Below are 22946 nucleotides of genomic sequence, written 5' to 3' on the forward strand. Positions count from 1 at the left end.
CGACGCGCCGGACCCGCCCGGCCCCGCGGCGGAGTCCCCGCCCGGGCCGGTGGCGCCGGCCTGGTCGGTGCTCGCCGGGCCGGCGGGCTCCTGGAACTCCCACTCGGTGTCGCGCCCCGGCGCGGGCGTGAAGCCCTGCTCGCCCGCCTTCGGGATCTTCGTGAACACGTCCGCCATGCCCTCGGCGGAGCCGGTGAGCTCGGACAGCGCCCCGTTCAGCGCCGCGTTCGCCTCGTCGACCTTGCCCCGGGCGTCGTCGGCGTGCGACTCCATCGCGCGGGTGATCGCGTCGTCGCGCACCCGGCGGGCCAGTTCCAGGGCGGCCGGGTCGTTCGGGTGCGCCAGCTCCGCCTGGTGGTAGGTGTCCTCGGCCTGCTTCGCGTCGGCCAGGGCGCGTTCGCCGATGCCGTTCACCGCGTCCTTCGCGGTGCGCACCGCCTCCGCCGCCCGGTCCAGCGCGCCCGCCGAGCTCTCCAGCGCCGACCCGGCCTGGTCGAAGCCGCCGCGCACCTGCCCCATGTAGCCGACGAACGCGTCCGCGGAAGCGCCCTGCCAGGCCCCGTCGAGCCCGGTGACCGCGTTGGTCACGTCCCCGGCGGCGTTCCCGGTGGTGCCGCTCGCCTCGCGCCAGCGGCGCGCGATCTCGGTGATCGACTCGGGTCGGCTGTCCTCCAGCTTCCGCACCTGCTCGGCGAGCGCCGCGCCGCCCGGCTTGCCCGCGATCTCCCCTGAAATGCCCATCTCGTCCCCCAGTACCGGCTCAGACCCGCATCGAGTCGGCGTTGTCCCGGTCGATGTCCTCGACGCTGGTGCGCACCGCGTCGAGCGCGCCGCTGACGCTGCGCAGCAGCTGCTCGGCGGCGTCGAACTGCTGCTTCGCGGTCTCGTCGAGCTTCGTGACCGCGTCGGCGAGCCCGGCCGCGGCGTCGAGCTCCCCGAAGGAGGCCGCCTCGACGTGCCGGCCCTCGAAGCCGTCGCCGATGGCGCCGACCGGGCCGGCCTTGCCTTCCAGCGCGGAGCGGCAGTCCTCCAAGGCCCCCATGTTGTAACCGGCGTCTGGCACGACCTCTCCTCGGATTCGCGGCCCGGATGTCCGACGTGGTCGACGCGCCGTCCGGGCGCGCCGTTCCACCGGATCACATGATTACCCCGAAGCGGGTGCGCACGGCGGTGCTTTCACCGAAGAGCAGTCGAACGGCGAACGGGTCCGAACGCGACGAACCGCGCGCGGCCGTGGCTCGCGCGCGGTTCGTCCGGAAAGTCCGATCAGGCGGGCGGGGTGATCTCGCCGCGGGCGGCGCGCAGCGCGATGTCCACGCGGTGGTGCGAGCCGGGCAGGCGCACGGCGGCGACCCGCCGGTACACCTCGTCGCGGGCGGCGTCGAGGTCCGCGCCGGTCGCGACCACGGACAGCACCCGGCCGCCCGCGGACAGCACCGCGCCGTCCTCGCGGCGCCGCGTGCCGGAGTGCAGCACGCCGATCGCGTCGCCACCGGTGATCACGTCGTCCACCCGGGGCCGGCCCGGGTAGCCCTCGGCGGCCACGACGACCGTCACCGCGGCGCCGTCCTCCCACTCCAGCGCGGGGGCGGCGGCGAGCTCACCGCGGGCGACCGCGTCCAGCAGCACCGCCAGCGGGGTGCGCAGCAGCGCCAGCACGGCCTGCGTCTCCGGGTCGCCGAACCGGCAGTTGAACTCGATGACCTGCGGCCCCGACGAGGTCAGCGCCAGGCCCGCGTACAGCAGGCCGGAGAACGGGGTGCCGCGCTCGGCGAGCTCGTCCACCACCGGCTGCACCACGGTGCGCACCACGTCCTCGGTGAAGCCCTCCGGCGCCCACGGCAGCGGCGCGTAGGCGCCCATGCCGCCGGTGTTCGGGCCCGCGTCGTCGTCGCCGACGCGCTTGAAGTCCTGCGCGGGCAGCAGCGGGACCACCGTGGTGCCGTCGACCAGGCAGAACAGCGAGGCCTCCGGACCGTCCAGGAAGGACTCCAGCAGCACCGGGTGCCCGTCGTCGAGCAGCGTCAGCGCGTGCGCGCGCGCCGCGTCGAAATCGGTGGTGACCAGCACGCCCTTGCCCCCGGCGAGCCCGTCGTCCTTGACCACCCAGGTGGGGCCGAAGCGGGCCAGGGCGGCGTCCAGCTTCGCCGGGTTGTCCACCGTCTCGCTGTGCGCGGTGGGAACCCCGGCGGAGATCATGACGTCCTTCGCGAACGCCTTGGAGCCCTCGATGCGGGCGGCCCCCTTCGACGGCCCGAAGCAGGGGATCCCGGCGGCGCGGACGGCGTCGGCGGCACCGGCGCCCAGCGGAGTCTCCGGGCCGAACACGACCAGGTCCGCCTTCCAGCCGGTGGCGAGCTCGGTCACCGCCGCCGGATCGGCGACGTCCACCGGGTAGGGCTCGGCGAGCGCGGCGGTGCCCGCGTTGCCGGGAGCGCAGGCCAGGGCGGTCACCGACGGGTCCTTCGACAGCGCCAGCACGATCGCGTGCTCACGGCCGCCTGCCCCGATCACCAGGATTCGCACGAGCGGAAGCGTAGAGCGTCCCGCACACCGCCGACGGCGGCCCCCCGGCGCGGTGTGGTGAACCGGACATGGACCGCCGGTGACCAGCGAGGATCATCTCAGTGCGCTCCGGCCGGCCACCCCGCGCGGCGCTCGGCGCCGACCGGAGGTGTGTCGCCGTTCCTTCACCCGCCCGTCGGATGTTCTTGTCCGGTTGGTCGCCCGCCACCGCGAAGGTCGGGCCGGGCGCGCGGCCCTTCCCGCGCGACGAACTCGTTGGAGGACAGATGTCGATCCGGGTGCGCCTGGGGGCGCTCGCCGTGACCACGGCCGCCGTGCTGGGCGCCATCGCCCAGCTGCCCGCCGCCGCGGCGCCCGCCGTGACCGCCGATCCGGAGGCAGGCCGCGTGGAGGTGTTCGGGCACCGGGGCGCCTCCGGCTACCGCCCGGAGCACACGCTGGCCGCCTACGAGCTGGCGGCGCGGATGGGCGCCGACTTCATCGAACCGGACCTGGTGCCCACCAAGGACGGGGTGCTGGTGTCCCGGCACGAGAACGAGATCAGCGGCACCACCGACGTCGCCGACCACCCCGAGTTCGCCGACCGCAAGACCACGAAGACCATCGACGGCGTCGAGCTGACCGGCTGGTTCACCGAGGACTTCACCCTCGCCGAGCTGAAGTCGCTGCGCGCGGAGGAACGCATCCCGCGGCTGCGGCCGAACAACACGATCTACGACGGCCGCTACGAGGTGCCGACGTTCCAGGAGGTCGTGGACCTCGCCCGCCGGTTGTCCGCGGAGCTCGGCCGCGAGGTCGGCGTCGCCCCGGAGACCAAGCACCCGAGCTACTTCCAGCGCATCGGCCTGCCGCTGGAGCCGCGCGTGGTGCGGGCGCTGGACGAGAACGGCCTGAACCGGCCGGACGCGAAGGTCGTGGTGCAGTCCTTCGAGGTCGCCAACCTGCGGGAGCTGGACCGCTCGCTGCGGGTGCGGCTGGTGCAGCTGATCTCCGACAGCGGGGCGCCGCAGGACTTCGTGGAGTCCGGCGACCCGCGCACCTACGCGGACCTGGTGACGCCGGAGGGGCTGCGCGGGATCGCGGACTACGCCGACGTGTTCGGCCCGGACACGAAGGTGCTGCTGCCGGTCGACGACTCGGGGCACCTCACCGGGCCGACCCCGGTGACCGCGGACGCGCACGCGGCGGGCCTGCAGGTCGTGCCGTACACGGTGCGCGCGGAGAACGAGTTCCTGCCCGCGGACTTCCGCTCCTCCGAGGTGCCGTCCGAGTTCGGCGACGTGTTCGGCTTCTTCGACGCGCTGTTCGCGCAGGGCATCGACGGCATCTTCAGCGACTTCCCGGACATCGCGGTCGAGGCCCGCGGCTGAGCGACCGGGCGGTCAGGGCCGTCCGGCGGCGGCCCCGGCCGCTCGGAAGTGCGCGTTCGACGCGGGCGCGAACAGGAGCACCAGTCCCGTGCACACCGCGACCAGGTGCGCGGCGCGCAACGCGGCGAACGTCCACGCCCACGGCCCGGTGCCGTTCAGGAAGGCCTGCTCGACCGGGACGCCGCCCAGCACCTCCGCGATCGGCGGGCCGACCATGCTCGCGGTGCCGAGGCCGCCGACGAGCACCGCCACCGCGATCCGCACCCCGTTCCCACCGCGCCGCAGCCGCAGCACGAGGACCAGCACCGCGGCGTAGACGGCGCCGCGCAGCACCAGCTGCCCGGCGAGTCCACCGGCGGGCGCCCCCGCCGCGACGAGCCGCACCACCTGCAGCACCGTCTCGGCGACCCCGGCCGCCACGGCGCAGGTCCACGCGATGATCGAGCTGCGCACCGCCGCCGGTGCCGCGTCCTTCGGATCCACAGGCCGTCCCCCCACGTCGTCCCGACTGCGGGTCGAACGTAAGCGGCGCGGCGGGTCGCGGGGATCGGGTTCGTCCCGGATCGCGGCTCGGGGAGGTCCCGGACCGGCTTCAGGACGCGGCGACCGGGCGGGGTGCGGGGGTCGCGGCGGGCTCGGAACCGGCGAGGAGGCCGCGGCGGGCGAGGACCGGGCGGACGCCTTCGCCGAACCAGTACGCCTCCTCCAGGTGCGGGTAGCCGGAGAACACGAACTCCTCCACGCCGACGTCGTGGTACTCGGACATGAGGTCGGCGACCTCCTCGTGGCTGCCGACGAGCGCGGTGCCCGCACCGCCGCGCAGCAGCCCGACCCCGGACCACAGGCCCGGGTGCACTTCGAGCTTCCGCGCGTCCGCGTGCAGCACCCCGCCGTGCAGCTCCGCCATCCGCCGCTGCGCGGTCGATTCGGTGACGGCGAACTTCGCCTGCGAAGCGGCCACGTCCGCCGGGTCCATCTGGTCCAGGAAGCGCTGGGCCGTCGCCCACGCCTCGGCGGAGGTGTCCCGGGTGATGGTGTGGGCGCGCAGCCCGAACCGCAGCGTGCGGCCTTCGGCGGCGGCCAGCTCCCGCAGCCGGGCGATCCGCTCACCGACCTGCGCGGGCGGTTCGCCCCAGGTCAGGTGCACGTCGGCGCGGCGGGCGGCCACGGGCAGCGCCGCCGGGGACGAGCCGCCGAAGTACAGCGGTGGCACCGGGTCCGGCACGTCGTAGGCGGTGGCGCCGCGCAGCCGGTAGTGCTCGCCGTCGAAGTCGGCGGGTTCCCCGGACCAGATGGCGCGCATCGCGGCGAGGAACTCGTCGGTGCGCTCGTAGCGGCGGTCGTGGTCCAGCCAGTCGCCGTAGCGGCGCTGCTCGGTGGACTCGCCGCCGGTGACGATGTTGAGCAGCAGCCTGCCGCCGGAGACCTGCTGGTAGGTGGTGGCCATCTGCGCGGCCAGCGTCGGGGTGAGCGAACCGGGCCGGAACGCGACCAGGAACTTGATCCGCTTGGTGCGGCCGAGCAGCGCCGCCGTGGTCACCCACGCGTCCTGGCACCAGCTGCCGGTGGGGGTGAGCATGCCGGTGAACCCGAGGTGCTCGACGGCCTGCGCGACCTGCGCCAGGTAGTCGATGTCGGGTTCGCGAGGCGTGCTGGCCGCGGCGGCCGTCACGTGCGGTCTGTCCACGATGGACCGACCGTCGCCGTGGGTGGGCAGGAACCAGTGCACCGTGATGCTCATGCGTCTCCTCCTGGTCAGCGGACGGCGGTGAGCCGCTGCGCGAAGCGGGTGTCGACGAAGTCGGCGAAGTCGAACTTCCGCGGGATCTCCCCGGCCTGCACGAACGCGTCGGCGAGCTCCTGCGAGGAGCGGACCACCGACTCGTCCAGCGGGATCGGCAGGTTCGGCCCGGCGTCGGTGGCGCGGCGGGTCACCTCGATGGGCAGCCCGGTGTCCTCGGCCCACGCCCGCGCGCGCTCCTCGCGGTGCGAGTCGGAGTACAGCTGCGCCTGCGCGACGCGGACCACGTAGTCGGCGAGCGCGGTGTTCTTCGCCGCGTCGGCGAGCGCCGCGTCGCTCGCCACCTGGAAGTCCAGGCCGTTGGCCACGCCGGTGCCGTCGGTGAGCACCTTCGCGCCGGTCTCCAGCTGGACCTGCGCGAAGTACGGGTCCCAGATCGCCCAGGCGTCCACCTCGCCGCCGTTGAACGCGCCGAGCGCGTCGGCCGGTTGCAGGATCACCAGCTGCACGTCGTCCGGGGTGAGCCCGACCTTCCGCAGGCTCAGCAGCACCTGCCCGTGCGCCGAGCTGCCGCGGGCCACGGCGATCTTCTTCCCGCGCAGGTCCTCCACCCGCCGCAGCGGCGAGTCCCGCGGGACGATCAGCGCATCGCTGGTCACGTTGCCCTTCGACGCGGACACGACCTTCACGTTGCGCTTCGCGGCGGCCGCGAACAGCGGGGGCGTGTTGCCGACGCCGCCGATGTCGATGGCTCCGGCGGACGCGGCCTCCAGCAGCGGCGGGCCGGAGGTGAACGTGGCCCACTCGATCGCGTAAGGCGCCCGGTCCAGCCCGGCGGAGCGCAGCAGGGACTGCGAGTTGCCCTTCTGGTCCCCGACTCGCAGCCGCACCCGGCGCAGCTCGTCGTCGCCGACCGGCGGCGGGACGGGCGCGGTGGCCGCGTCGGTGCCACGACCGCACGCGGCGAGCAGCCCGGCGGTCGTGGTGGTCAGGGCGAGGGCGGCGAGGAATTCCCGACGGTGCACGGTGTCATCGCTTTCGCTGAGCAGAGCGGAACCCGGGCCGCACAAGAGCGCCCGGGCGAACTGTCGACCGCCCGTCCTCGAACCTGCGCAGCGCGGTTTCGGCGGTTTCCCGTCAGCGGCGAAGCCGCTGAGCAGCCGACCGAGCACGCAGCCGGACCACCCGCGGGTTCTCAGCGGTTCCCCCGCGAGGACAGCGTTGTCGCCTGTGGCGGAGCCACCTGCGAAAACGATCCCGCAGCGAGGGGACCGCTGAGGTTCCGCCACCCCAGCGCTACGCGGAAAGAGTTCGAAGAACAGCCGGTGAAGACCCTCAGCGGGGGCGACAGATGGCGCTGGCCTGCCGCCGCAGATCGACGTGCAGGCGCCCGGTCAGTGCGGTGCGCGCGGTCATGCCCAGCAGGTTCGCACCGCCGCGATCTCCCGGTCAACGCCCGCCGGGCCGCGTCCCACCAGGTGGCACCGCAGCGGAACGCCCCGCTCACCGAGGAGGTGAGCGGGGCGCGGCGTCGACGACGATCAGCAGCCGGCGAGGGCGTCCTTGAGGGCCGTCTTCTCGGCCTCGGTGACGGTCAGCTCGTACTTGTGCTTGGAACCGACCCACATCGACGCGTAGGTGCAGTGGTAGCCGGCTTCCGGCGGCATCCACTGGTCCGGGGTCTTGTCGCTCTTGGACTGGTTGACGCTGTCGGTGACGGCGATCAGCTGCGGGCCTTCGAGGTCGTTGGCGAACGCCTCGCGCTGCTCGTCGGTCCACTCGGAGGCCCCGGAGCGCCACGCGGCGGCCAGCGGCACCACGTGGTCGATGTCCACATCGGACGGCTTGGTCCAGGATCCGCCGTCGTACGGGCTGTTCCAGGTGCCCGCGGTCGGGTAGCAGTCCGACCCGACCTCGACGCCCTCCCCGTCGCGCTTGAGCACCGACTCGCGGGTGTTGCAGCCGTCGGGGCCTTCGATCCAGTGCGGGAACCGGTCGCGGTCGTAGCCGTCGAGGGAACCTTCGGGGGCGACCTGCAGCTCGTCGAGCTGGGTCTGGGCGGTCGACGGGTCGGGGATGCCGGGCGGTTCCGCCCCGGCGGGCACGGCCAGGCCCAGCGACAGGGCGCCGGCCAGGGGCAGAGCGGTCAGTGCTGCGCGAAGCGAACGGGTCGGCGTCATGGGGACCTCCGCTGGGCTGATCTCGCCGATGTCGATCCTGACCTTCATCGAGCGAGGTGGCCATGGCAATGCCCCGAAGTGACTAGGCGGTGACCTGTCGTGAAACCGCCACCCGATCCCCGCCGGGTCTGGGAAAACCGTGTGTGCGCAGGGATTTCCCCCGCCGATCAGGGCCGCACGAGCAGCAGGTCCTCGGTGTGGCGGTACCAGGCCCACTTGGTCACCGGCCGCGGGTGCGGCACGCCGTCGCGCAGCACGGTGGCCTCGCGGAACCCGGCCTGCACGGCGCGGCCGCGGGTGGTGTCCCGGCGGGTGCGCAGCAGGCCGCGGCGCACCGCGGTGACCCGCAGGCCGTCCGCGGCCGGATCCAGGTTCGCCGACATCGGGTCGGAGGTCGGGTCCGGCAGCGGTTCCGCCGCCGGATCGGGGGTGATCTCCAGGCTCCGCGCCGGGCCGTGCAGCACCCGCTGGTCGTCGCAGTACACCTGGCCGGTGATCGGCTCCACCCGGCCGGAGGCGATCAGCAGCCCGCCGTTGTCGTCGCGCACCAGCGCCGACGGCCGGGCCGCCCCCTCGAACGCGAGCGGCTCGGCGTCCGGGCCCACCGGGAACCCCCACAGCCGGGTCGCGGGCGACTCCGCCACCGGCACGTAGCCGACGGCGAGGTCGGCGATGCGGTTCTTGCGCAGCAGCCGCAGCACCACCGCCGCCAGGTCGGCATCGGTACCCTGGACGACGACTCGCCCGGGGCCGTCGGGCAGCAGCGCATCGACCTCGGCCTTCCCGGGAGCGGGCGAAACCCGGTGCCACTCCGCGTGACCACCCGGACGCGTGGTGTGGTCGCCGTTTGTGCAGGACAGTGCAGTCGTACTCACGTTTCGCTCCTGGTTTACCCTGATCGACCGGCATCAGTGTCGCGTCGGAGCGGGGAGTCGCTCGCGCGGACCCACAGTCCAGGTTGGAGTTTCACATGCCGGCGATCGTGCTGATCGGAGCCCAGTGGGGCGACGAGGGCAAGGGCAAGGCGACCGACTTGCTCGGCGAGCAGGCGCAGTGGGTCGTGCGCTACCAGGGCGGCAACAACGCCGGCCACACCGTGGTGCTGCCCGACGGGCAGGACTTCGCGCTGCACCTCATCCCCTCCGGCATCCTCACGCCGGGCGTCACGAACGTGATCGGGAACGGCGTCGTGGTCGACCCGGGCGTGCTGCTCGACGAGCTCGCCGGGCTGGAGGAGCGCGGCGTCGACACCTCGCGGCTGCTGCTGTCCGCCGACGCGCACATGATCATGCCGTACCACGTGGCGATCGACCGCGTCACCGAGCGCTATCTCGGCAAGAAGCAGATCGGCACCACCGGTCGCGGCATCGGCCCCGCCTACCAGGACAAGGTCGCCCGCGTCGGCGTCCGCGTGCAGGACCTGCTGGACGAGAAGATCCTGCGGCAGAAGGTCGAGGCCGCGCTGGAGTTCAAGAACCAGCTGCTGGTGAAGGTCTACAACCGCCGCGCGCTCGACGCCGACGAGGTCGTGGACACCGTGCTGGAGCAGTCCGAGCGCTTCGCCGGCCGCATCGCCGACACGAAGCTGCTGGTCAACGAGGCGCTGGAGCGCGGCGAGACGGTGCTGCTGGAGGGCTCGCAGGGCACGCTGCTCGACGTGGACCACGGCACCTACCCGTTCGTGACCTCCTCGAACCCGACCTCCGGCGGGGCGTGCGCGGGCTCCGGCATCGGGCCGACCCGGATCAACGCCGTGATCGGCATCCTGAAGTCGTACACCACCCGCGTCGGCGCGGGCCCGTTCCCGACGGAGCTCACCGACGAGGCGGGCGAGAACCTGCGCAAGCAGGGCGGCGAGTTCGGCGTCACCACCGGGCGCTCCCGGCGCACCGGCTGGTTCGACGCGGTCATCGCCCGCTACGCGACCCGCGTCAACGGCATCACCGACTACTTCCTCACCAAGCTGGACGTGCTGTCCGGGCTGGAGACCATCCCGGTGTGCGTCGGCTACGACGTGGACGGGCAGCGGGTCACCGAGATGCCGATGACGCAGACCGGCGTGCACCACGCGGTGCCGGTGTACGAGGAGGTGCCGGGCTGGTCCGAGGACCTCAGCGCGGCGCGCAGCTTCGAGGACCTGCCGGTGAACGCGCAGAACTACGTGCTGCGCCTGGAGGAGCTGTCCGGCGCCCGCATCTCCGCGATCGGCGTCGGCCCCGGCCGCGACCAGACGATCGTCCGCCACACGATGGCGTGACCCCGCCGCCGGGGCCGGGGGGGGGGGGGGGGCCCCCCGCCCCCCCCCCCGCCCACGCCCCCCCCCCCCCGGGCCGGGGGCCGCGCCGGGGGGGGGGCCCCGGGCCCCCCCCCCCCCCCCCCCCCCGCCGCTCGGTTCAGCTGTGGTCGTCGCCGCGGCGGGGGTGCAGGGGCGGCAGAGCCGCGATGGCCTCGGTGCGGGTGAGGCCGGTGGCCTGCAGCAGGTCGACCGCGATCGAGCGGACCTGCAGCACCACCACCTGCATCGAGAAGTCGCCCTCGCCGAGCAGTTCCACCGAGGACTTCCGCGCCACCGCGCGCGCCGCCTCCCGCGCCTGCAGCGGCTCGTTCCCGCCCGCGAGCTCGTCGCGCAGCAGCACCACCGACCCGGCCAGCTCCTCCAGCAGGCCCGGCAGCGGGCGCGGCACCGGCTCGTCGTCGCGCAGCGCCGACATGGCGCGCCGGGCCAGCACCCGGGTGTTGCGCAGCGCCCGGTCGATGGGCGTGGCCGCGGCCTCGTAGCGCTTCAGGTCGCCGCGGCGGCGCCAGCGGATCGGCGCGATCTTCGCGATCTCCCCGCCCGCGTCCAGCGCGGTCCGGAACTCGTCCACCAGCTCCTGGCTCTTGCGCACCTTCGCCAACGTGTCCGAGGCGACGTCGGTGTCCCGCCGCGACACCGCCCACGCCACGCCCCGCAGGCCGTCGGTGAGCGCCCCCAGCACCAGCCTGCCGTTGCGGTGCGCCACCGCCAGCGGGTTCGCGGGCAGTAGCGCCGCCACCACGAACCCGATCAGCCCGCCGACCGCCGCGTCGATCATGCGGGTCAGGCCGCCCGCCGAAGCCGGGGGCAGCAGCGTCGCCACCAGCACCGACGACGACGCGGCCTGCAGCACGATGATCGCCCCGCTGTCCGCGAGCACCGCCGTGCTCATCGCCAGCGCCACCACCAGCGCGATCTGCCACGGGCCGGTGCCGATCGCCGAGATCAGGATGTCGCCGACCCCGATGCCGATGCTCACGCCGACGACGAGCTCCAGCGCCCGCCGCAGCCGCTGCCCCAGCGACACGCCCAGCGACACCACCGCCGCGATCGGCGCGAAGAACGGCGCCGGGTGCCCCACCAGGCTCTTCGCCACCGCCCACGCCAACCCGGCGGCGACGGCGCACTGCACGATCGGCACGCCCGACCGGAACAACCGCCGCAACCGCCGACTCAACTCCTGCCGAACCCGATGCACGCGCCCATTCTCCGCCACGACGATCGTGCAGAGGCAGCGGTGGGCCACGACGGCCGCCGGTTCGGGTCGATCGAGACCCGCCCGGTCCGGGCTGGTGCGGCGCACCGCGGGAACACCGAGGTAGCGGGTGGGCCAGGGGCGAGTTCGGGCGGTTCCCGGGGGGCCTGCGAGGAGTCCACGCCTTCGAGGTCGGCAGCGCCGCGCGGGAGGTCCCGGTTCCCCGGCCCTCCTGCGCGCGACGTCACGCCAGGCCGGTGGCTTCCACCGAGGCCGGGTCGCTGTCGAGCAGCAGCTGGCGGCAGCGGTCGAACTCGTCGGTCTCGCCGATCGCGCCCGCGGCCTTCGCCAGCACGGCCACGGCGCGCAGCACGCCCTGGTTGGGGCGGTGCCGCCACGGCACCGGGCCGAAGCCCTTCCAGCCGGACCGGCGCAGCGCGTCCAGGCCCCGGTGGTAGCCGGTGCGGGCGTAGGCGTAGGCGGCGATCGTCTCGCCGCGCTCCAACGCGGCCTCGCCGAGCTGCGCCCACGCGGCGCTGAAGGTGGGGTGCTCGGCGGCCACCAGGGCCGGGTCGGTGCCCGCGTCCAGCGCGGCCTGCGCGGGCTCGTTCTCGGGCAGCAGCGTTTCCGGTGGCTCCAGCAGGTTCGTCATGGCGCCATCTTGTCACCGGACGCACGAACGCCACCCCGGTGGCCGGGGTGGCGTTCGGCGAGCGGTGCTGCGGTCAGCCGGCCAGCATGCGGCCCGCGGACTTCAGCGTTTCGCAACCGTGCGCGACGCGTGCGGCCATCGCCTGCTCGGCGGCCTTCAGGTAGCTGCGCGGGTCGTAGACCTTCTTGTTCCCGACCTCGCCGTCGATCTTCAGCACGCCGTCGTAGTTCTTCAGCATGTGGTCGGCGATGGGCCGGGTGAACGCGTACTGGGTGTCGGTGTCGATGTTCATCTTCACCACGCCGTAGGACACCGCTTCGTGGATCTCCTCCAGCAGCGAACCGGAACCACCGTGGAAGACCAGGTCGAACGGCTTCGAACCGGCGGGCAGTCCCAGCTTCTCGGAGGCGACCTCCTGGCCCTGCTTGAGGATCTCCGGGCGGAGCTTCACGTTGCCCGGCTTGTAGACGCCGTGCACGTTGCCGAAGGTCGCGGCCAGCAGGTAGCGGCCCTTCTCGCCGGCGCCGAGCGCCTCCACGGTGTGCTCGTAGTCGCCCGCGGCGGTGTAGAGCTTCTCGTTGATGTCGTTGGCGACGCCGTCCTCCTCGCCGCCGACGACGCCGACCTCCAGCTCCAGGATGATCTTCGCCTTGGCGGCGAGGTCCAGCAGCTCGGAGGCGATCTGCAGGTTCTCGTGCAGCTCGATGGCCGACCCGTCCCACATGTGCGACTGGAACAGCGGGTTCTCGCCGCGGTCCACCCGCTCCTGGCTGATCTGGATCAGCGGCCGGACGTAGCCGTCCAGCTTGTCCTTCGGGCAGTGGTCGGTGTGCAGCGCGATGTTCACCGGGTACTTCGCGGCGACGACGTGCGCGTACTCGGCGAGCGCGGTGGCGCCGGTGACCATGTCCTTGACCTTCGTGCCGGAGGCGAACTCGGCGCCACCGGTCGAGACCTGGATGATGCCGTCGCTTTCGGCCTCGGCGAAGCCGCGCAGCGCCGCGTTGAGCGTCTCCGACGAGGTCACGTTGATGGCCGGATAGGCGAACTCACCTGACTTCGCCCGGTCCAGCATCTCCGCGTAGACCTCGGGGGTCGCGATGGGCATCGGTCGTCCTCCTCGGGGGATGGAGTCGTTCTTGGCAGCGGGGAGCCGCGCCGAATCCTACGAGGGCGCGTGAGGTCCGCGCGGGCCTGTGTCGGTCAGCGCTACCCGTTCGCGTCATAGGGAAAACCACTGGATCGGTGCGGATCTGCACCGCTGTCGGAATCCTCACACCTTCGGGGGTGCGGTGTCGCCTGGACGGGTCAGTGCTCAGGAAACCCAGGAGCCGGTGATCGCGTGCCACTCACGGATCGTGGTCGACGCGAGCACCCCCTGCTGGAGGTACGGATCGGCGTCGAGCAGGCGCTGCACCGCCGCCTCGTCCTCGGCCTCGTACACCAGCTGCGCACCGAGGCCGTCCGCGTACGGGCCGCCGGCGAGCAGCACGCCCTGCTCGGCCAACGACTTCGCGTACACCCGGTGGTCCGGGCGCACCGCCAGCCGCCGTTCCTCGTCATCGCCGTAGACCATTTCGACCACGAACTTCGCCATTTCGGACCTCCTCGATCACGGACCTCGCGCGGACGCTACCCGGCCGAGGGACAGCCGCCGGGTGAGCCGGTACTTTCAGATCATGTTCGGGGATTCCTCATCGGGGGTCGAGCGCAGCGTCGAGCAGACGCTGGGCCACCTCCGCGCCATCGACACCGCGTCCACGCCCAACGACCAGCCGCTCACGCTCGAAGACCTGTACCGCCAGCAGCGGATGCGCATGGTCCGGTTGGCGATCCTGCTGGTCGACGAGCCGGCGACCGCGGAGGACGTGGTGCAGGAGGCGTTCACCGGGCTCTACCGCAACTGGTCCGGGCTGCGGGACGCGAAGGCGGCGATCGGCTACCTGCGCACCGCCGTGGTGAACGGCAGCCGTTCGGTGCTGCGCCGCCGCAAGACGGCTCGCGAGTACCGGCCGCCGCACCAGGCCGACGCGCGCTCCGCCGAGTCGCTGGCGATGCTGACCGCCGAGCACCAGGCGGTGGTGGCGGCGCTGGGCGAGCTGCCGCCGCGGCAGCGCGAGGTGCTGGTGCTGCGCTACTACGGCAACCTCACCGAAGCGGAGATCGCGGAGGCCACCGGCGTGTCCAAGGGCACCGTGAAGTCCACGGCCAGCCGCGGCCTGGAGGCCCTGCAGAAGGTCATGCGCTCGCACTGACCGCCCGTCCGCACCGATCACCGGTCACCCACCGCCGTGCGACCGCTGATCAGGTGAGCCGAGTGCGGACCGCGAGCAGCGGGCGCTCCCGCGCCGCGGTCACCGCACCGCCACCGCCATCGACGCGGAACCGGCGCCCGGCCGAGCCGGCGACCATCGAGATCACCCGATCCGCACCGGCCTTTCACCCGGATGCCGTCGCGTCCGCTCCACCGCGCGCCGCTCCGGGTGAAGACCACACCGAACTGGTGTAGACCACCGGAGGCCGGTGCCGGAGGATGGGCGCCGGACGTCGACCACCGCACCCGAGCGCCGCCCGCCGCGCGGCGCAGCCCACCCCGCGGACCGCGGGACGAGGGCCGAACGAAAGTGGGGACCCCCCGTGAGCAGCGCGCACGACACCGGCGCCGGCACCCTCACCGCGAGCCGCATCGTCACCCCGGACGGCGTGCTGGCGGACGGCTGGATCCGGCTGTCCGGCAGCACCATCGCCGAGATCGGCACCGGCCCGGCCCCGGCGGACGCCACCGACCTCGGCGACGGCTGGCTGGTGCCCGGCTTCGTCGACGTGCACTGCCACGGCGGAGGCGGCGGCGCCTTCACCGGCCGCGACCTCGAACAGGCGCAGGCCGCGCTGGCCGCGCACCGCTCGCACGGCACCACCACCATGCTCGCCAGCCTCGTCACCGCCCCCGTCCCCGACCTGGCCGACCAGGTCAGCGCGCTGCGCGACCTCGTGGTGGACGGCCTGATCGACGGCATCCACCTCGAAGGCCCCTTCCTGTCCGAGGCGCGCTGCGGCGCCCACGACCCGGCACTGCTGCGGGCCCCGGACCAGAGCTCGGTGCGCACGCTGCTCGACGCGGGGCGCGGCTCGATCCGGATGGTGACGCTCGCCCCCGAGCTCGACGGCGCGGTCGACGCGGTCCGCACCCTCACCGAGCACGGCGCCATCGCCGCCCTCGGCCACACCGACGCCGTCCGCGAGCAGGTGCTGCCCGCCGTCGACGCGGGCGCCACCGTCGCCACCCACCTGTTCAACGGGATGCGCCCGCTGCACCACCGCGAACCCGGGCCGGTCGGCACCCTGCTGGACGACGACCGCGTCACCGTCGAGCTCATCTGCGACCTGGTGCACCTGCACCCCGCCGTGGTGGCGTTCGCCGCGCGGCACGCGGGCACCGGGCGGACCGTGCTGATCACCGACGCGATCAGCGCCACCGGAGCCGGGGACGGGACCTACGAGCTGGGGAAGCTGCCGGTCACCGTGGTGGACGGGGAACCGCGGCTCGCGGACGGGTCGCTGGCGGGCAGCACGCTCACCATGGACGTCGCGTTCCGCAACCTCGTCACCGGCGCCGGGCTGCCCGTGACCGACGCCGTGCACGCCGCCTCGACCCGACCCGCCGAGCTGCTCGGCGCCGCGGACCGGGTCGGCTCGCTGCGCCCCGGCCTGGCTGCCGACCTGGTGCTGCTGGACGACGACCTGCGGCTGCGCCGCGTCATGAAGTCCGGGGCCTGGGTGGCCTGATGCCCCCGGCACCCGCCCCGCCTCGCCCGAGGCGTTCGGCGCCGGGCCGGGCGGTGGCTACCCTGGCTGGCATGGAGAGCTCGCGGGACACCCCGGAAAACCTGTTGTCCGCCGCGCTGCGCGCGCAGGCGGTGGGCGGGCAGGCCGGGAACGCCGCCCCGACTCCGCCGCCGTTCCCGCCGCAGGCACCCCTCCCGCCGCCGGCGCCCGCGCGCCGCAGGCTGCCCGTCGGGCAGGTGCTGCTGTACGCGGTGCTGCTGGGCGTCGCGGCGGGTGGCGTCGTCGGCGTGCTCACCCTCGGCTGATCCACCGCCACCACCTGCGCTTCCGGACGAACGGGACATCCCGTTCCGGCGCCGCGACGGCCGATCCGGCGGTCTCCGGCGTGGCGGCTTGCGCTGGGGCGGACGGCCGAGGTCGGGCTGGCCGCCCGCGCTCAGCGGGCACCGGTACCGTTGGCGAGCGTGACGACCGAATTCCCCGCGATGCTCAACGCCGCCGGAACGTCCACGCTCGCCCTGCTGCCGTCCTGGCTGGATCCGGAGAACATCGTCAGCTCGCTCGGCCCGTTCGCGCTGATCGGCGTCTGCCTGATCATCTTCGCGGAGTGCGGCCTGCTGATCGGGTTCTTCCTCCCCGGCGACTCGCTGCTGTTCGTGACCGGCCTGTTCGTGGCGACCGGGGCGATCTCCACGCCGCTCTGGCTGACCTGCCTGCTGCTGGCGGTGTGCGCGTTCGTCGGCAACGTGACCGGGTACTGGATCGGCCGCAAGGTCGGGCCGACCCTGTTCAACAAGCCCGACTCGAAGCTGTTCAAGGCCGAGCACGTGGACAAGACCCACGAGTTCTTCGAGCGCTACGGTGCGCGGGCGATCATCCTGGCGCGCTTCGTGCCGATCGTGCGCACGTTCATCACCGCCGTCGCCGGCGTCGGGCAGATGGACCAACGGAAGTTCTTCGCCTACTCGGCCGTGGGCGCGGTGCTGTGGGCCGCGGGCATGACCGTGCTCGGGTTCTTCCTCGGGAACATCCCGATCATCAAGGAGAACCTCGAGGCGATGGCGATCCTGATCGTCTTCATCTCGATCGTGCCGATCATCGTCGAGTACGTGCGCGGCCGCCGGACGAAGGCCAAGGACGCGGCCTGAGCCACCGACCACCCCGAAGGCCCGGCCGCACCCCGGCCGGGCCTTTTCACGTCCTCACCAGGCGCGGGACGGGTCCGCGTGCTGCGCGACCCAGGCGTGCATCGCGATGCCCGCGGCGACCCCGGCGTTGATGGAGCGGGTCGAACCGAACTGGGCGATGGACACCACCAGGTCGGCGGTGCCCCGCGAGTCGGTGCCGAGCCCCGGGCCCTCCTGGCCGAACAGCAGCACGCAGCGCTCCGGCAGCGCGGTGCGCTCCAGGGGCGTCGCGCCGGGGGTGTTGTCCACGGCGACGATTGCGAGCCCCTGCTCGGCGGCGAACTCGCGCAGCGACACCAGGTCCGGGTGGTGGTGCACGTGCTGGTACCGGTCGGTGACCATCGCGCCGCGCCGGTTCCAGCGGCGGCGGCCCACGATGTGCACGGCACGCGCGGCGAACGCGTTCGCGGTCCGCACCACGGTGCCGATGTTGTGGTCGTGCTGGAAGTTCTCGATGGCGACGTGGAAGTCGTGCCGCCGGGTGTCCAGGTCGGCGACGACGGCGTCGCGGCGCCAGTACCGGTAGTGGTCGACGACGTTGCGGCGGTCGCCGTTCGCGAGCAGCTCCGGGTCGTAGCGCTCGTCGTCCGGCCACGGGCCGGGCCACGGGCCGACGCCGACCTCGGGACCCCACTCGGTGGGGCCGGGTTCGCCGGCGGCCCGTTCCTCGGTCACCGGTTCTGCGCCGGTCGGTCCTCCGGTCACCGGTTCTGCGGCCACCGGTTCCTCGCCGACCGGTCCTCCGGCCACCAGTTCCCCGGGGCGCTCCGGCGCTCCCACGTCCTGGTTCATCGTCCGGCCGGCCCCTCCCACGGCACGGCGCCGTGCAGGTCGACCAGCAGGTCCAGCATCGGCAGCACCGACTCCGGGGTCGCGGCCCCGGCGCGGAACGCGACCAGGTGCTCCGGGGCGAACTCCAGCACCACGCCGGCGGTCCGCTCGTCCGCGAGCAGCGAACGAGCCGTCGCGGCCGGCAGCACGCGGCGGGCGAACTCGGCGTCCGTCGAGGTCAGCAGGTAGGTGCGGTCGAACTCCGCGTCGCCCAGCTCGACCCGCAGGTCCTGGCCGAGCGCGCCGAACGCGCCGGACCGGGCCAGCCGCAGCTCCGGACCGGCCACCGGCCGGGGCAGCGCCACCGCCACCCCGAAGGTGAACACCCGCTGTCCGAAGCCCGGCGGGCGCCGCAGCTGCACGGCCTCGAAGGGCAGTCCGCGGTGCCGACCGGCCAGGTGGAAGTGGTCCTGCAGCCCGCGGGAGCTCGCGAACTCGCGCAACGCCCGCACCCGCTTCCACAGGTCGTCCGCGGGCACCTGCCGCCAGTCCGCGCCCGCGCGCAGCAGCCGCTGGTAGTTCCGGACGGAGCGCTTGCGGCCGAGCACGGCCACCGCGACACCGGCCGCCAGGACCAGGACGATCAGCAGGAACGCGAGCGGGACGATCGCACCCACGGGATCAGCTCAACCCGAGGTCGGACAGGTCCAGCAGCGAGCGGTAGGTCAGCCCGGCGGCCTCGATGGCCTCCTTGGCTCCGGTGCCCCGGTCCACCACGGTCACCACGCCGACGATGTCGGCGCCCTCCTCCCGCAGCGCCTCCACCGCGGTGAGCACGCTGCCGCCGGTGGTGGAGGTGTCCTCCACCGCGAGCACCTTGCGGCCCGCCACGTCGGGCCCTTCGATGCGGCGCTGCATGCCGTGGGACTTGGCGTTCTTGCGCACCACGAAGGAGTCCAGCGGGCGGCCGGACGCGTGCATCATGGCGGTCGCGACCGGGTCGGCGCCCAGGGTCAGCCCGCCGACGGCGTCGTGTTCCCAGTCCGCGGTGAGCTGCCGCAGCAGGGTGCCGATGAGGGGGGCGGCGGCGTGGTGCAACGTCGCCCGGCGCAGGTCGACGTAGTAGTCGGCTTCCTTCCCGGAGGACAGCGTCACCTTGCCGTGCACGACGGCGATCTCGGTGACGAGCCGGGCGAGTTCGGCGCGTTGTTGCTGGTCGACCTGAGTCACGAGCCCCGATCCTACTGCCGCCCCACCGCGCCGGATCAGGTGCGGCCGGGAACGGTGCGGTGGACGACGGCGCGCTGCACCCGGAGCGGGATGAGCCGCCCGACGGTGACCAGGGCCTTGTACTGCGGGCTGGGGATGGACACCGAGCGGCCGCGGCGCAGGTCGGTGAGGCCTTCGTGCACCACGTCGTCGGCCCGCAGCCAGAACGCCTTCGGCAACCGGCTCATGGACAGCCCGGCGCGCTGGTGGAACTCGGTGCGGGTGAACCCGGGGCACAGCGCCATCACCCGCACGCCGGTGCCGGTCAGCGCGGAGGCGAGCCCCTCGGAGAACGTCGTCACCCACGACTTGGTGGCCGCGTAGGTCGATCCGGCCACCGAGAAGAACCCGGCCACGCTGGACAGGTTGATCACGTCGCCGCCACCGCGGGCCCGCATGCCGGGCACCGCGGCGTGGGTCAACCGCAGGACGGCCGCCACGTTGAGGTCGAGCTGCTTGCGCAGCGTCGCCGCCTCGGTGTCCCAGAAGGCGCCGCCGGTGCCGAACCCGGCGTTGTTGACCAGCAGGTCCACCGGCCGCCGCTCGTCCGCGACGCGCCGCTCCACCTCGGCGAGCTGGGCGTCGTCGGCGAGGTCGGCGACGAGCACTTCGACGGTGACCCCGTGCCGGTCGCGCAGCGCCGCGGCGAGCGCTTCCAGCCGCGCGGCGTCGCGGGCGACGAGCACCAGGTCGTGCCCCTCGGCGGCCAGCCTGCGGGCGAAGGCGTTGCCGATTCCGGAGGTGGGGCCGGTGACGAGTGCGGTAGGCATGGTGCGCACCGTATCGCCTCGCCGACCGGAACCGGTCAGGCCTGGTTCTCGGAGTGCTCGGCCCGGTCCACGCGGACGGTGTCGTTGGTGTCCGCGGGGGAGCCGGCTCCGGTCGCGCCCTTGAGCTGCCGGGTCGGTTCCTCGGCGGCGGGCTCGGGCTCGTTCGGGTCGGTCTCGAACGGGTCGATGATGTCGGCGAGTTCGCCGAGGGCCCGCAGCAGGCGTTCCAGGCGGGCCGGGTCGGCGCTGTCGGGTTCGATCGCGGCGAGCACCCAGTCCTGCTCCAGCCACACCACGGTCACGTCGGGCCCGACCTCCTCGGCCGCGTCGACGAGCGACGGGGTGACCAGCGGGCGGGCCGCGGCGACCTCGGTGACGAAGGCGTAGCGGGACCCGACCGGGCCGAGCAGGTCCAGCCCGGAGTCCTGCGGCACCGGCACGTCCGGCTGCCACAGCTCCAGGGTGGTGCCGACGCTGCGGCGGCAGCGGACGCCGGCGAGCACGGTGGCGACCTTGCCGTTGGTGGTGAGGTCGAGGACGTAGACCTGGCGCCGTCCGTCGGCGGTGAACGTGGAGCCCGCGACGACGTCGGTGGCGGTGCCGCCGGCGTGCTGCGCGAGGGCGCCGCGCTCCCAGCGCGTCGGCAGCACTTGGTCGACCTCCGCGAACTGCCAGCCGCGCAGCGCCGCCCAGCGCCGCCGCTCCCGGTTGTTCGGGGCGCGTCGTGTGCGGTCGGCGATCAGCAGCGCGATGCCCGCGGCGATCGCGAGGACGGCGACGAGGAACCAGACCCAGGCAGGGATACCCACACCGCGCAGGGTAGTCCCGTCCGCATCCTCCGCGAAGATCGCCGGGGTCCCCGTCCCGGAATTGCGCCATCCGTGCGAGCTGCGCTGCACGGATGGTCCGCGGCGGGTGCGCGCTGCGAAGGCGACCGGGTTCGGAGCGTCCGTTTCGCCCGGCCCGGTCGGCGATGGGGTGATCACCCGGTCGTCCCGGGGCCGGACGCGAAGAAGGACGGGTGCGGTGGCCCGCGCCCGTCCTCGTTGCTTCTTCCATCGGCCCGCCTGATCGACTTCTGGAGCGGCCGAACGGGTGAACATCGGCCGGAATCCGCTCAGGCCGGGTCGGCGCGGCGCATGGCGTGGACCTCGGGCCAGTCGGGTGCCGCGCCCGGCAACGGGTCCCGGTCCCCGGCGCGGAGCCCTTCGACGACGGCGGCGAGGTAGCGGGCGCGCAGCTCGGCGCGGCGCGGTTCGGCGACCGGCAGCGCCGGGTTGAGGTGCTTGAACAGCAGCACCACGTCGGCGGCGGTGAAGTCGGAGCGCAGCTCGCCTGCGTCGTGCGCGGCCCGCACCACCTCGTCCACGGATGCGGCCATGTCGCGGCGGGCGGCGAGGTAGTCGGCGCTGTGCGCGACGCCCGGCTCGTCCGGGGGCAGCACGGTGCCGACCCCGCTGCCTTCGGCGAGGCAGCGGCGCAGGAAGCCGGTGAACGCCCGCCACGGGTCGGGTTCTCCGGCGCGGGCCGCGTCGGCTTCGGCGACGATGCGGCGCAGGCAGCTGATCCGCACCTGCTCGGCGAGGTCGGTCTTGCTGGGCCAGCGGCGGTAGATGCTGGCGACGCCGACTCCGGCGCGGTGCGCGACGTCCGCGATGGGCGCGTCGAAGCCCTGCTCGGCGAACACTTCGCGAGCCGCGGCGATGACGCGCTCGGCGTAGCCGGCGGAGCGCTGCGCTGTGGTCATGACCACAGGATACGCGGGAGCGGAATGTTCCGGTCCGGTCCCGGGTTGCTGCGGAGCGGAATCGTCCGTTCCGCACGAGGAGAGCCATGACCACCCCGGAGCTCGCACTCGACCGCCCGCTGCGCGCGGGCACCGCCCGACCGGAGATGACCCGGCGCGGCGCCTTCTGGTTCGCCGGCGCGCTGCTGGCCCTGTTCCTGATGGCCTCCACCGCGCCGTCCCCGATGTACGCGATCTACCAGCAGCGCTGGGGTTTCTCCGCGACGGTGCTGACCGAGGTGTTCAGCGCCTACATGGTCGGCATCCTCGCCGCGCTGCTGCTGGTGGGCGCGCTGTCGGACCGGGTGGGACGGCGGCCGGTGCTGCTGGCCGCGCTCGGGCTGGAGATCGTCGCGGTGCTGCTGCTGGCGTTCGCGCCGGGCGTGGGCTGGTTGTTCGCCGGGCGCGCGCTGCAGGGCATCGCGACCGGCGCGGCGACGGGGGCGATCAGCGGTTCGCTGCTGGACTTCCAGCCGCCCGGCACCAGCCGCGGCGCCACCTTGAACGGGGTCTCCGCCGGGGCCGGGATGGCGCTGGGGTCGGGCCTGGCCGGAGCCCTGGTGCAGTTCGCGCCGGCGCCGACGGTGCTGGCCTACCTGCTGCTGGTCGCCGGGTTCGCGGTGGCGGTACCGCTGGTGTGGCTGATGCCGGAGCCGGTGCGCGGCAGCAGGCTCCCGCTGCGCGTGGCGCTGCGCCCGCAGCGGCCCGGGGTGCCCGCGGGGCGCGGCAGGGCGTTCGCGCTGCTGGCGACCACGATGCTCGCGGCCTGGACGGTCGGCGGCATGTTCATGTCGCTGGGCCCTTCGGTGGCGAAGAGCCTGGTCGACGGCTCGCCGTACCTGGTGGGCGGGCTCTCGGTCGTCGCGGTGGCCGGGGTGGGTGTGGTGGCGCTGCTGCTGCTGTCCGGGTGGCTGGGCCAGCGGGCGGTCCGGGTCGCGGCACCGGTGCTGATCGCCGGGCTGGCCGTGGTGGCCGGGTCGGTGCTCGGCGGGAGCGCCGTCGGTTTCTTCGCCGGGTCGGCGGTGGTCGGGGCCGGCTGGGGGATGATGTTCATGGGCGGGTTCCGGCTGCTCACCGGGCTGGCCGACCCGGAGAACCGGGCGGCGACCTCGTCGATGATCTACATCGTGGCGTACCTGTCGGCGACGGTGCCGAGCATGCTGCTCGGCATCCTCACCACGTACGCGGGCCTGACCACGACGACCGTCGTCTTCGCCGCCGTGGCCGCCCTCTTCGCCGCCGTGGCCTGGCTCAGCACCTACGCCCGCCACTGACCCGAGTCGTCCTCCCCGTCAGCGGCGAAGCCGCTGAGCGGAGACCCAGCACGCAACGGGACCACCCGCGGGTTCTCAGCGGTTCCCTCGCGGGGGCCGCGCGGGGGCCGCGGGGGGGCCGCCCCCCGCCCCCCGCTGAGGCG

Annotated in this window: 26 protein-coding genes; 7 read left to right on the forward strand and 19 right to left on the reverse strand. The window is 73.8% G+C overall.

The features are described 5' to 3' along the window. The 3 genes from LCD31_RS22775 to purD all read right to left on the reverse strand — a co-directional run. A partial coding sequence (locus LCD31_RS22775; protein ID WP_224961062.1) for a WXG100 family type VII secretion target occupies positions 1-741 on the reverse strand: 741 nt, incomplete at its 3' end. Between the two features lie 19 nt (positions 742-760). Further along, positions 761-1063, reverse strand: a complete 303-nt coding sequence (locus LCD31_RS22780; protein WP_224961063.1) for a hypothetical protein — start codon at positions 1061-1063, stop codon at positions 761-763. Between the two features lie 203 nt (positions 1064-1266). Then, complete coding sequence (purD, locus tag LCD31_RS22785; RefSeq protein ID WP_224961064.1) at positions 1267-2526, reverse strand: phosphoribosylamine--glycine ligase; 1260 nt, start codon at positions 2524-2526, stop codon at positions 1267-1269. A 266-nt stretch (positions 2527-2792) separates the two neighbouring features. On the opposite strand from purD, the gene LCD31_RS22790 reads away from it, so the two are divergent. Then, positions 2793-3896, forward strand: coding sequence for a glycerophosphodiester phosphodiesterase (locus LCD31_RS22790; RefSeq protein ID WP_224961066.1), 1104 nt, complete (start codon positions 2793-2795; stop codon positions 3894-3896). Positions 3897-3908: 12 nt separating this feature from the next. On the opposite strand, the gene LCD31_RS22795 is transcribed toward LCD31_RS22790, so the two are convergent. From LCD31_RS22795 to LCD31_RS22815, 6 genes are all read right to left on the reverse strand, one after another. Continuing rightward, complete coding sequence (locus LCD31_RS22795; RefSeq protein ID WP_224961069.1) at positions 3909-4379, reverse strand: hypothetical protein; 471 nt, start codon at positions 4377-4379, stop codon at positions 3909-3911. Between the two features lie 109 nt (positions 4380-4488). Next, positions 4489-5637, reverse strand: coding sequence for an LLM class flavin-dependent oxidoreductase (locus tag LCD31_RS22800; protein ID WP_224961071.1), 1149 nt, complete (start codon positions 5635-5637; stop codon positions 4489-4491). Between the two features lie 14 nt (positions 5638-5651). Next, positions 5652-6662, reverse strand: a complete 1011-nt coding sequence (locus LCD31_RS22805; protein ID WP_224961073.1) for an ABC transporter substrate-binding protein — start codon at positions 6660-6662, stop codon at positions 5652-5654. A 310-nt stretch (positions 6663-6972) separates the two neighbouring features. Continuing rightward, positions 6973-7053, reverse strand: a complete 81-nt coding sequence (locus LCD31_RS29835; protein ID WP_373690095.1) for a putative leader peptide — start codon at positions 7051-7053, stop codon at positions 6973-6975. A gap of 125 nt (positions 7054-7178) precedes the next feature. Next, the gene (locus tag LCD31_RS22810) at positions 7179-7817 is read right to left on the reverse strand and encodes an HNH endonuclease family protein (protein ID WP_224961105.1); all 639 of its coding nucleotides are present in this window, start codon (positions 7815-7817) and stop codon (positions 7179-7181) included. Between the two features lie 167 nt (positions 7818-7984). Further along, positions 7985-8692, reverse strand: coding sequence for a hypothetical protein (locus LCD31_RS22815; protein ID WP_224961075.1), 708 nt, complete (start codon positions 8690-8692; stop codon positions 7985-7987). 95 nt (positions 8693-8787) lie between these two features. Here LCD31_RS22815 and LCD31_RS22820 point away from each other — a divergent pair, with 95 nt between their 5' ends. After that, positions 8788-10074 (forward strand): adenylosuccinate synthase, encoded by a 1287-nt coding sequence (locus LCD31_RS22820; protein WP_224961077.1) that lies wholly within the window; start codon positions 8788-8790, stop codon positions 10072-10074. A 136-nt stretch (positions 10075-10210) separates the two neighbouring features. Here the strand turns inward: LCD31_RS22820 and LCD31_RS22825 are convergent, their stop codons facing one another. The 4 genes from LCD31_RS22825 to LCD31_RS22840 all read right to left on the reverse strand — a co-directional run bounded on the left by LCD31_RS22825 (position 10211) and on the right by LCD31_RS22840 (position 13557). After that, on the reverse strand, positions 10211-11311 hold the full coding sequence (locus LCD31_RS22825; RefSeq protein WP_224961079.1) for an aromatic acid exporter family protein: 1101 nt from the start codon (positions 11309-11311) through the stop codon (positions 10211-10213). 241 nt (positions 11312-11552) lie between these two features. Continuing rightward, entirely contained in the window at positions 11553-11960 is a 408-nt protein-coding gene (locus LCD31_RS22830) for a DUF3151 domain-containing protein (RefSeq protein ID WP_224961081.1), read from the reverse strand. Between the two features lie 73 nt (positions 11961-12033). Further along, positions 12034-13068: a class II fructose-bisphosphate aldolase gene (fbaA, locus tag LCD31_RS22835; protein WP_224961083.1), complete on the reverse strand. Its 1035-nt coding sequence runs from the start codon at positions 13066-13068 to the stop codon at positions 12034-12036. A 207-nt stretch (positions 13069-13275) separates the two neighbouring features. Further along, positions 13276-13557, reverse strand: a complete 282-nt coding sequence (locus LCD31_RS22840; protein ID WP_224961085.1) for a YciI family protein — start codon at positions 13555-13557, stop codon at positions 13276-13278. Positions 13558-13639: 82 nt separating this feature from the next. On the opposite strand from LCD31_RS22840, the gene LCD31_RS22845 reads away from it, so the two are divergent. The 4 genes from LCD31_RS22845 to LCD31_RS22860 all read left to right on the forward strand — a co-directional run bounded on the left by LCD31_RS22845 (position 13640) and on the right by LCD31_RS22860 (position 16894). Beyond that, positions 13640-14215: a SigE family RNA polymerase sigma factor gene (locus LCD31_RS22845; protein ID WP_224961087.1), complete on the forward strand. Its 576-nt coding sequence runs from the start codon at positions 13640-13642 to the stop codon at positions 14213-14215. Positions 14216-14597: 382 nt separating this feature from the next. Further along, positions 14598-15746, forward strand: coding sequence for an N-acetylglucosamine-6-phosphate deacetylase (gene nagA / locus LCD31_RS22850; protein ID WP_224961089.1), 1149 nt, complete (start codon positions 14598-14600; stop codon positions 15744-15746). A gap of 71 nt (positions 15747-15817) precedes the next feature. Next, a complete protein-coding gene (locus tag LCD31_RS22855) occupies positions 15818-16051 on the forward strand; it encodes a hypothetical protein (protein ID WP_224961091.1) in 234 nt (77 codons plus the stop codon). A gap of 180 nt (positions 16052-16231) precedes the next feature. Then, positions 16232-16894, forward strand: a complete 663-nt coding sequence (locus LCD31_RS22860) for a VTT domain-containing protein (RefSeq protein WP_224961107.1) — start codon at positions 16232-16234, stop codon at positions 16892-16894. Between the two features lie 54 nt (positions 16895-16948). On the opposite strand, the gene LCD31_RS22865 is transcribed toward LCD31_RS22860, so the two are convergent. From LCD31_RS22865 to LCD31_RS22890, 6 genes are all read right to left on the reverse strand, one after another. After that, positions 16949-17608: an RNA methyltransferase gene (locus tag LCD31_RS22865; RefSeq protein ID WP_224961109.1), complete on the reverse strand. Its 660-nt coding sequence runs from the start codon at positions 17606-17608 to the stop codon at positions 16949-16951. Between the two features lie 113 nt (positions 17609-17721). Continuing rightward, complete coding sequence (locus tag LCD31_RS22870) at positions 17722-18381, reverse strand: hypothetical protein (RefSeq protein WP_224961093.1); 660 nt, start codon at positions 18379-18381, stop codon at positions 17722-17724. Positions 18382-18385: 4 nt separating this feature from the next. After that, positions 18386-18934: an orotate phosphoribosyltransferase gene (gene pyrE, locus LCD31_RS22875; protein ID WP_224961095.1), complete on the reverse strand. Its 549-nt coding sequence runs from the start codon at positions 18932-18934 to the stop codon at positions 18386-18388. Positions 18935-18969: 35 nt separating this feature from the next. Continuing rightward, positions 18970-19743 carry an SDR family oxidoreductase gene (locus LCD31_RS22880; RefSeq protein WP_224961097.1) on the reverse strand — a complete coding sequence of 258 codons (774 nt, stop codon included), beginning with the start codon at positions 19741-19743 and terminating at the stop codon, positions 18970-18972. A gap of 35 nt (positions 19744-19778) precedes the next feature. After that, positions 19779-20552, reverse strand: a complete 774-nt coding sequence (locus tag LCD31_RS22885; RefSeq protein ID WP_224961099.1) for a hypothetical protein — start codon at positions 20550-20552, stop codon at positions 19779-19781. A gap of 308 nt (positions 20553-20860) precedes the next feature. Further along, positions 20861-21490: a TetR/AcrR family transcriptional regulator gene (locus tag LCD31_RS22890; RefSeq protein ID WP_224961101.1), complete on the reverse strand. Its 630-nt coding sequence runs from the start codon at positions 21488-21490 to the stop codon at positions 20861-20863. Between the two features lie 86 nt (positions 21491-21576). On the opposite strand from LCD31_RS22890, the gene LCD31_RS22895 reads away from it, so the two are divergent. Then, the gene (locus LCD31_RS22895; protein WP_224961103.1) at positions 21577-22803 is read left to right on the forward strand and encodes an MFS transporter; all 1227 of its coding nucleotides are present in this window, start codon (positions 21577-21579) and stop codon (positions 22801-22803) included. Positions 22804-22946 lie beyond the last annotated feature (143 nt).

This window comes from Saccharopolyspora sp. 6M, from assembly GCF_020176775.1.
GTDB classification, from domain to species: domain Bacteria; phylum Actinomycetota; class Actinomycetes; order Mycobacteriales; family Pseudonocardiaceae; genus Saccharopolyspora_C; species Saccharopolyspora_C gregorii.

Coding starts and splice junctions, on each gene's coding strand:
- LCD31_RS22790 (WP_224961066.1), top strand. CDS start 2,793: ATGTCGATCCGGGTGCGCCTGGGGGCGCTCGCCGTGACCACGGCCGCC.
- LCD31_RS22800 (WP_224961071.1), bottom strand. CDS start 5,637: ATGAGCATCACGGTGCACTGGTTCCTGCCCACCCACGGCGACGGTCGG.
- LCD31_RS29835 (WP_373690095.1), bottom strand. CDS start 7,053: ATGACCGCGCGCACCGCACTGACCGGGCGCCTGCACGTCGATCTGCGG.
- LCD31_RS22810 (WP_224961105.1), bottom strand. CDS start 7,817: ATGACGCCGACCCGTTCGCTTCGCGCAGCACTGACCGCTCTGCCCCTG.
- LCD31_RS22820 (WP_224961077.1), top strand. CDS start 8,788: ATGCCGGCGATCGTGCTGATCGGAGCCCAGTGGGGCGACGAGGGCAAG.
- LCD31_RS22830 (WP_224961081.1), bottom strand. CDS start 11,960: ATGACGAACCTGCTGGAGCCACCGGAAACGCTGCTGCCCGAGAACGAG.
- fbaA (WP_224961083.1), bottom strand. CDS start 13,068: ATGCCCATCGCGACCCCCGAGGTCTACGCGGAGATGCTGGACCGGGCG.
- LCD31_RS22840 (WP_224961085.1), bottom strand. CDS start 13,557: ATGGCGAAGTTCGTGGTCGAAATGGTCTACGGCGATGACGAGGAACGG.
- LCD31_RS22845 (WP_224961087.1), top strand. CDS start 13,640: ATGTTCGGGGATTCCTCATCGGGGGTCGAGCGCAGCGTCGAGCAGACG.
- LCD31_RS22855 (WP_224961091.1), top strand. CDS start 15,818: ATGGAGAGCTCGCGGGACACCCCGGAAAACCTGTTGTCCGCCGCGCTG.
- LCD31_RS22860 (WP_224961107.1), top strand. CDS start 16,232: ATGCTCAACGCCGCCGGAACGTCCACGCTCGCCCTGCTGCCGTCCTGG.
- LCD31_RS22880 (WP_224961097.1), bottom strand. CDS start 19,743: ATGCCTACCGCACTCGTCACCGGCCCCACCTCCGGAATCGGCAACGCC.
- LCD31_RS22890 (WP_224961101.1), bottom strand. CDS start 21,490: ATGACCACAGCGCAGCGCTCCGCCGGCTACGCCGAGCGCGTCATCGCC.
- LCD31_RS22895 (WP_224961103.1), top strand. CDS start 21,577: ATGACCACCCCGGAGCTCGCACTCGACCGCCCGCTGCGCGCGGGCACC.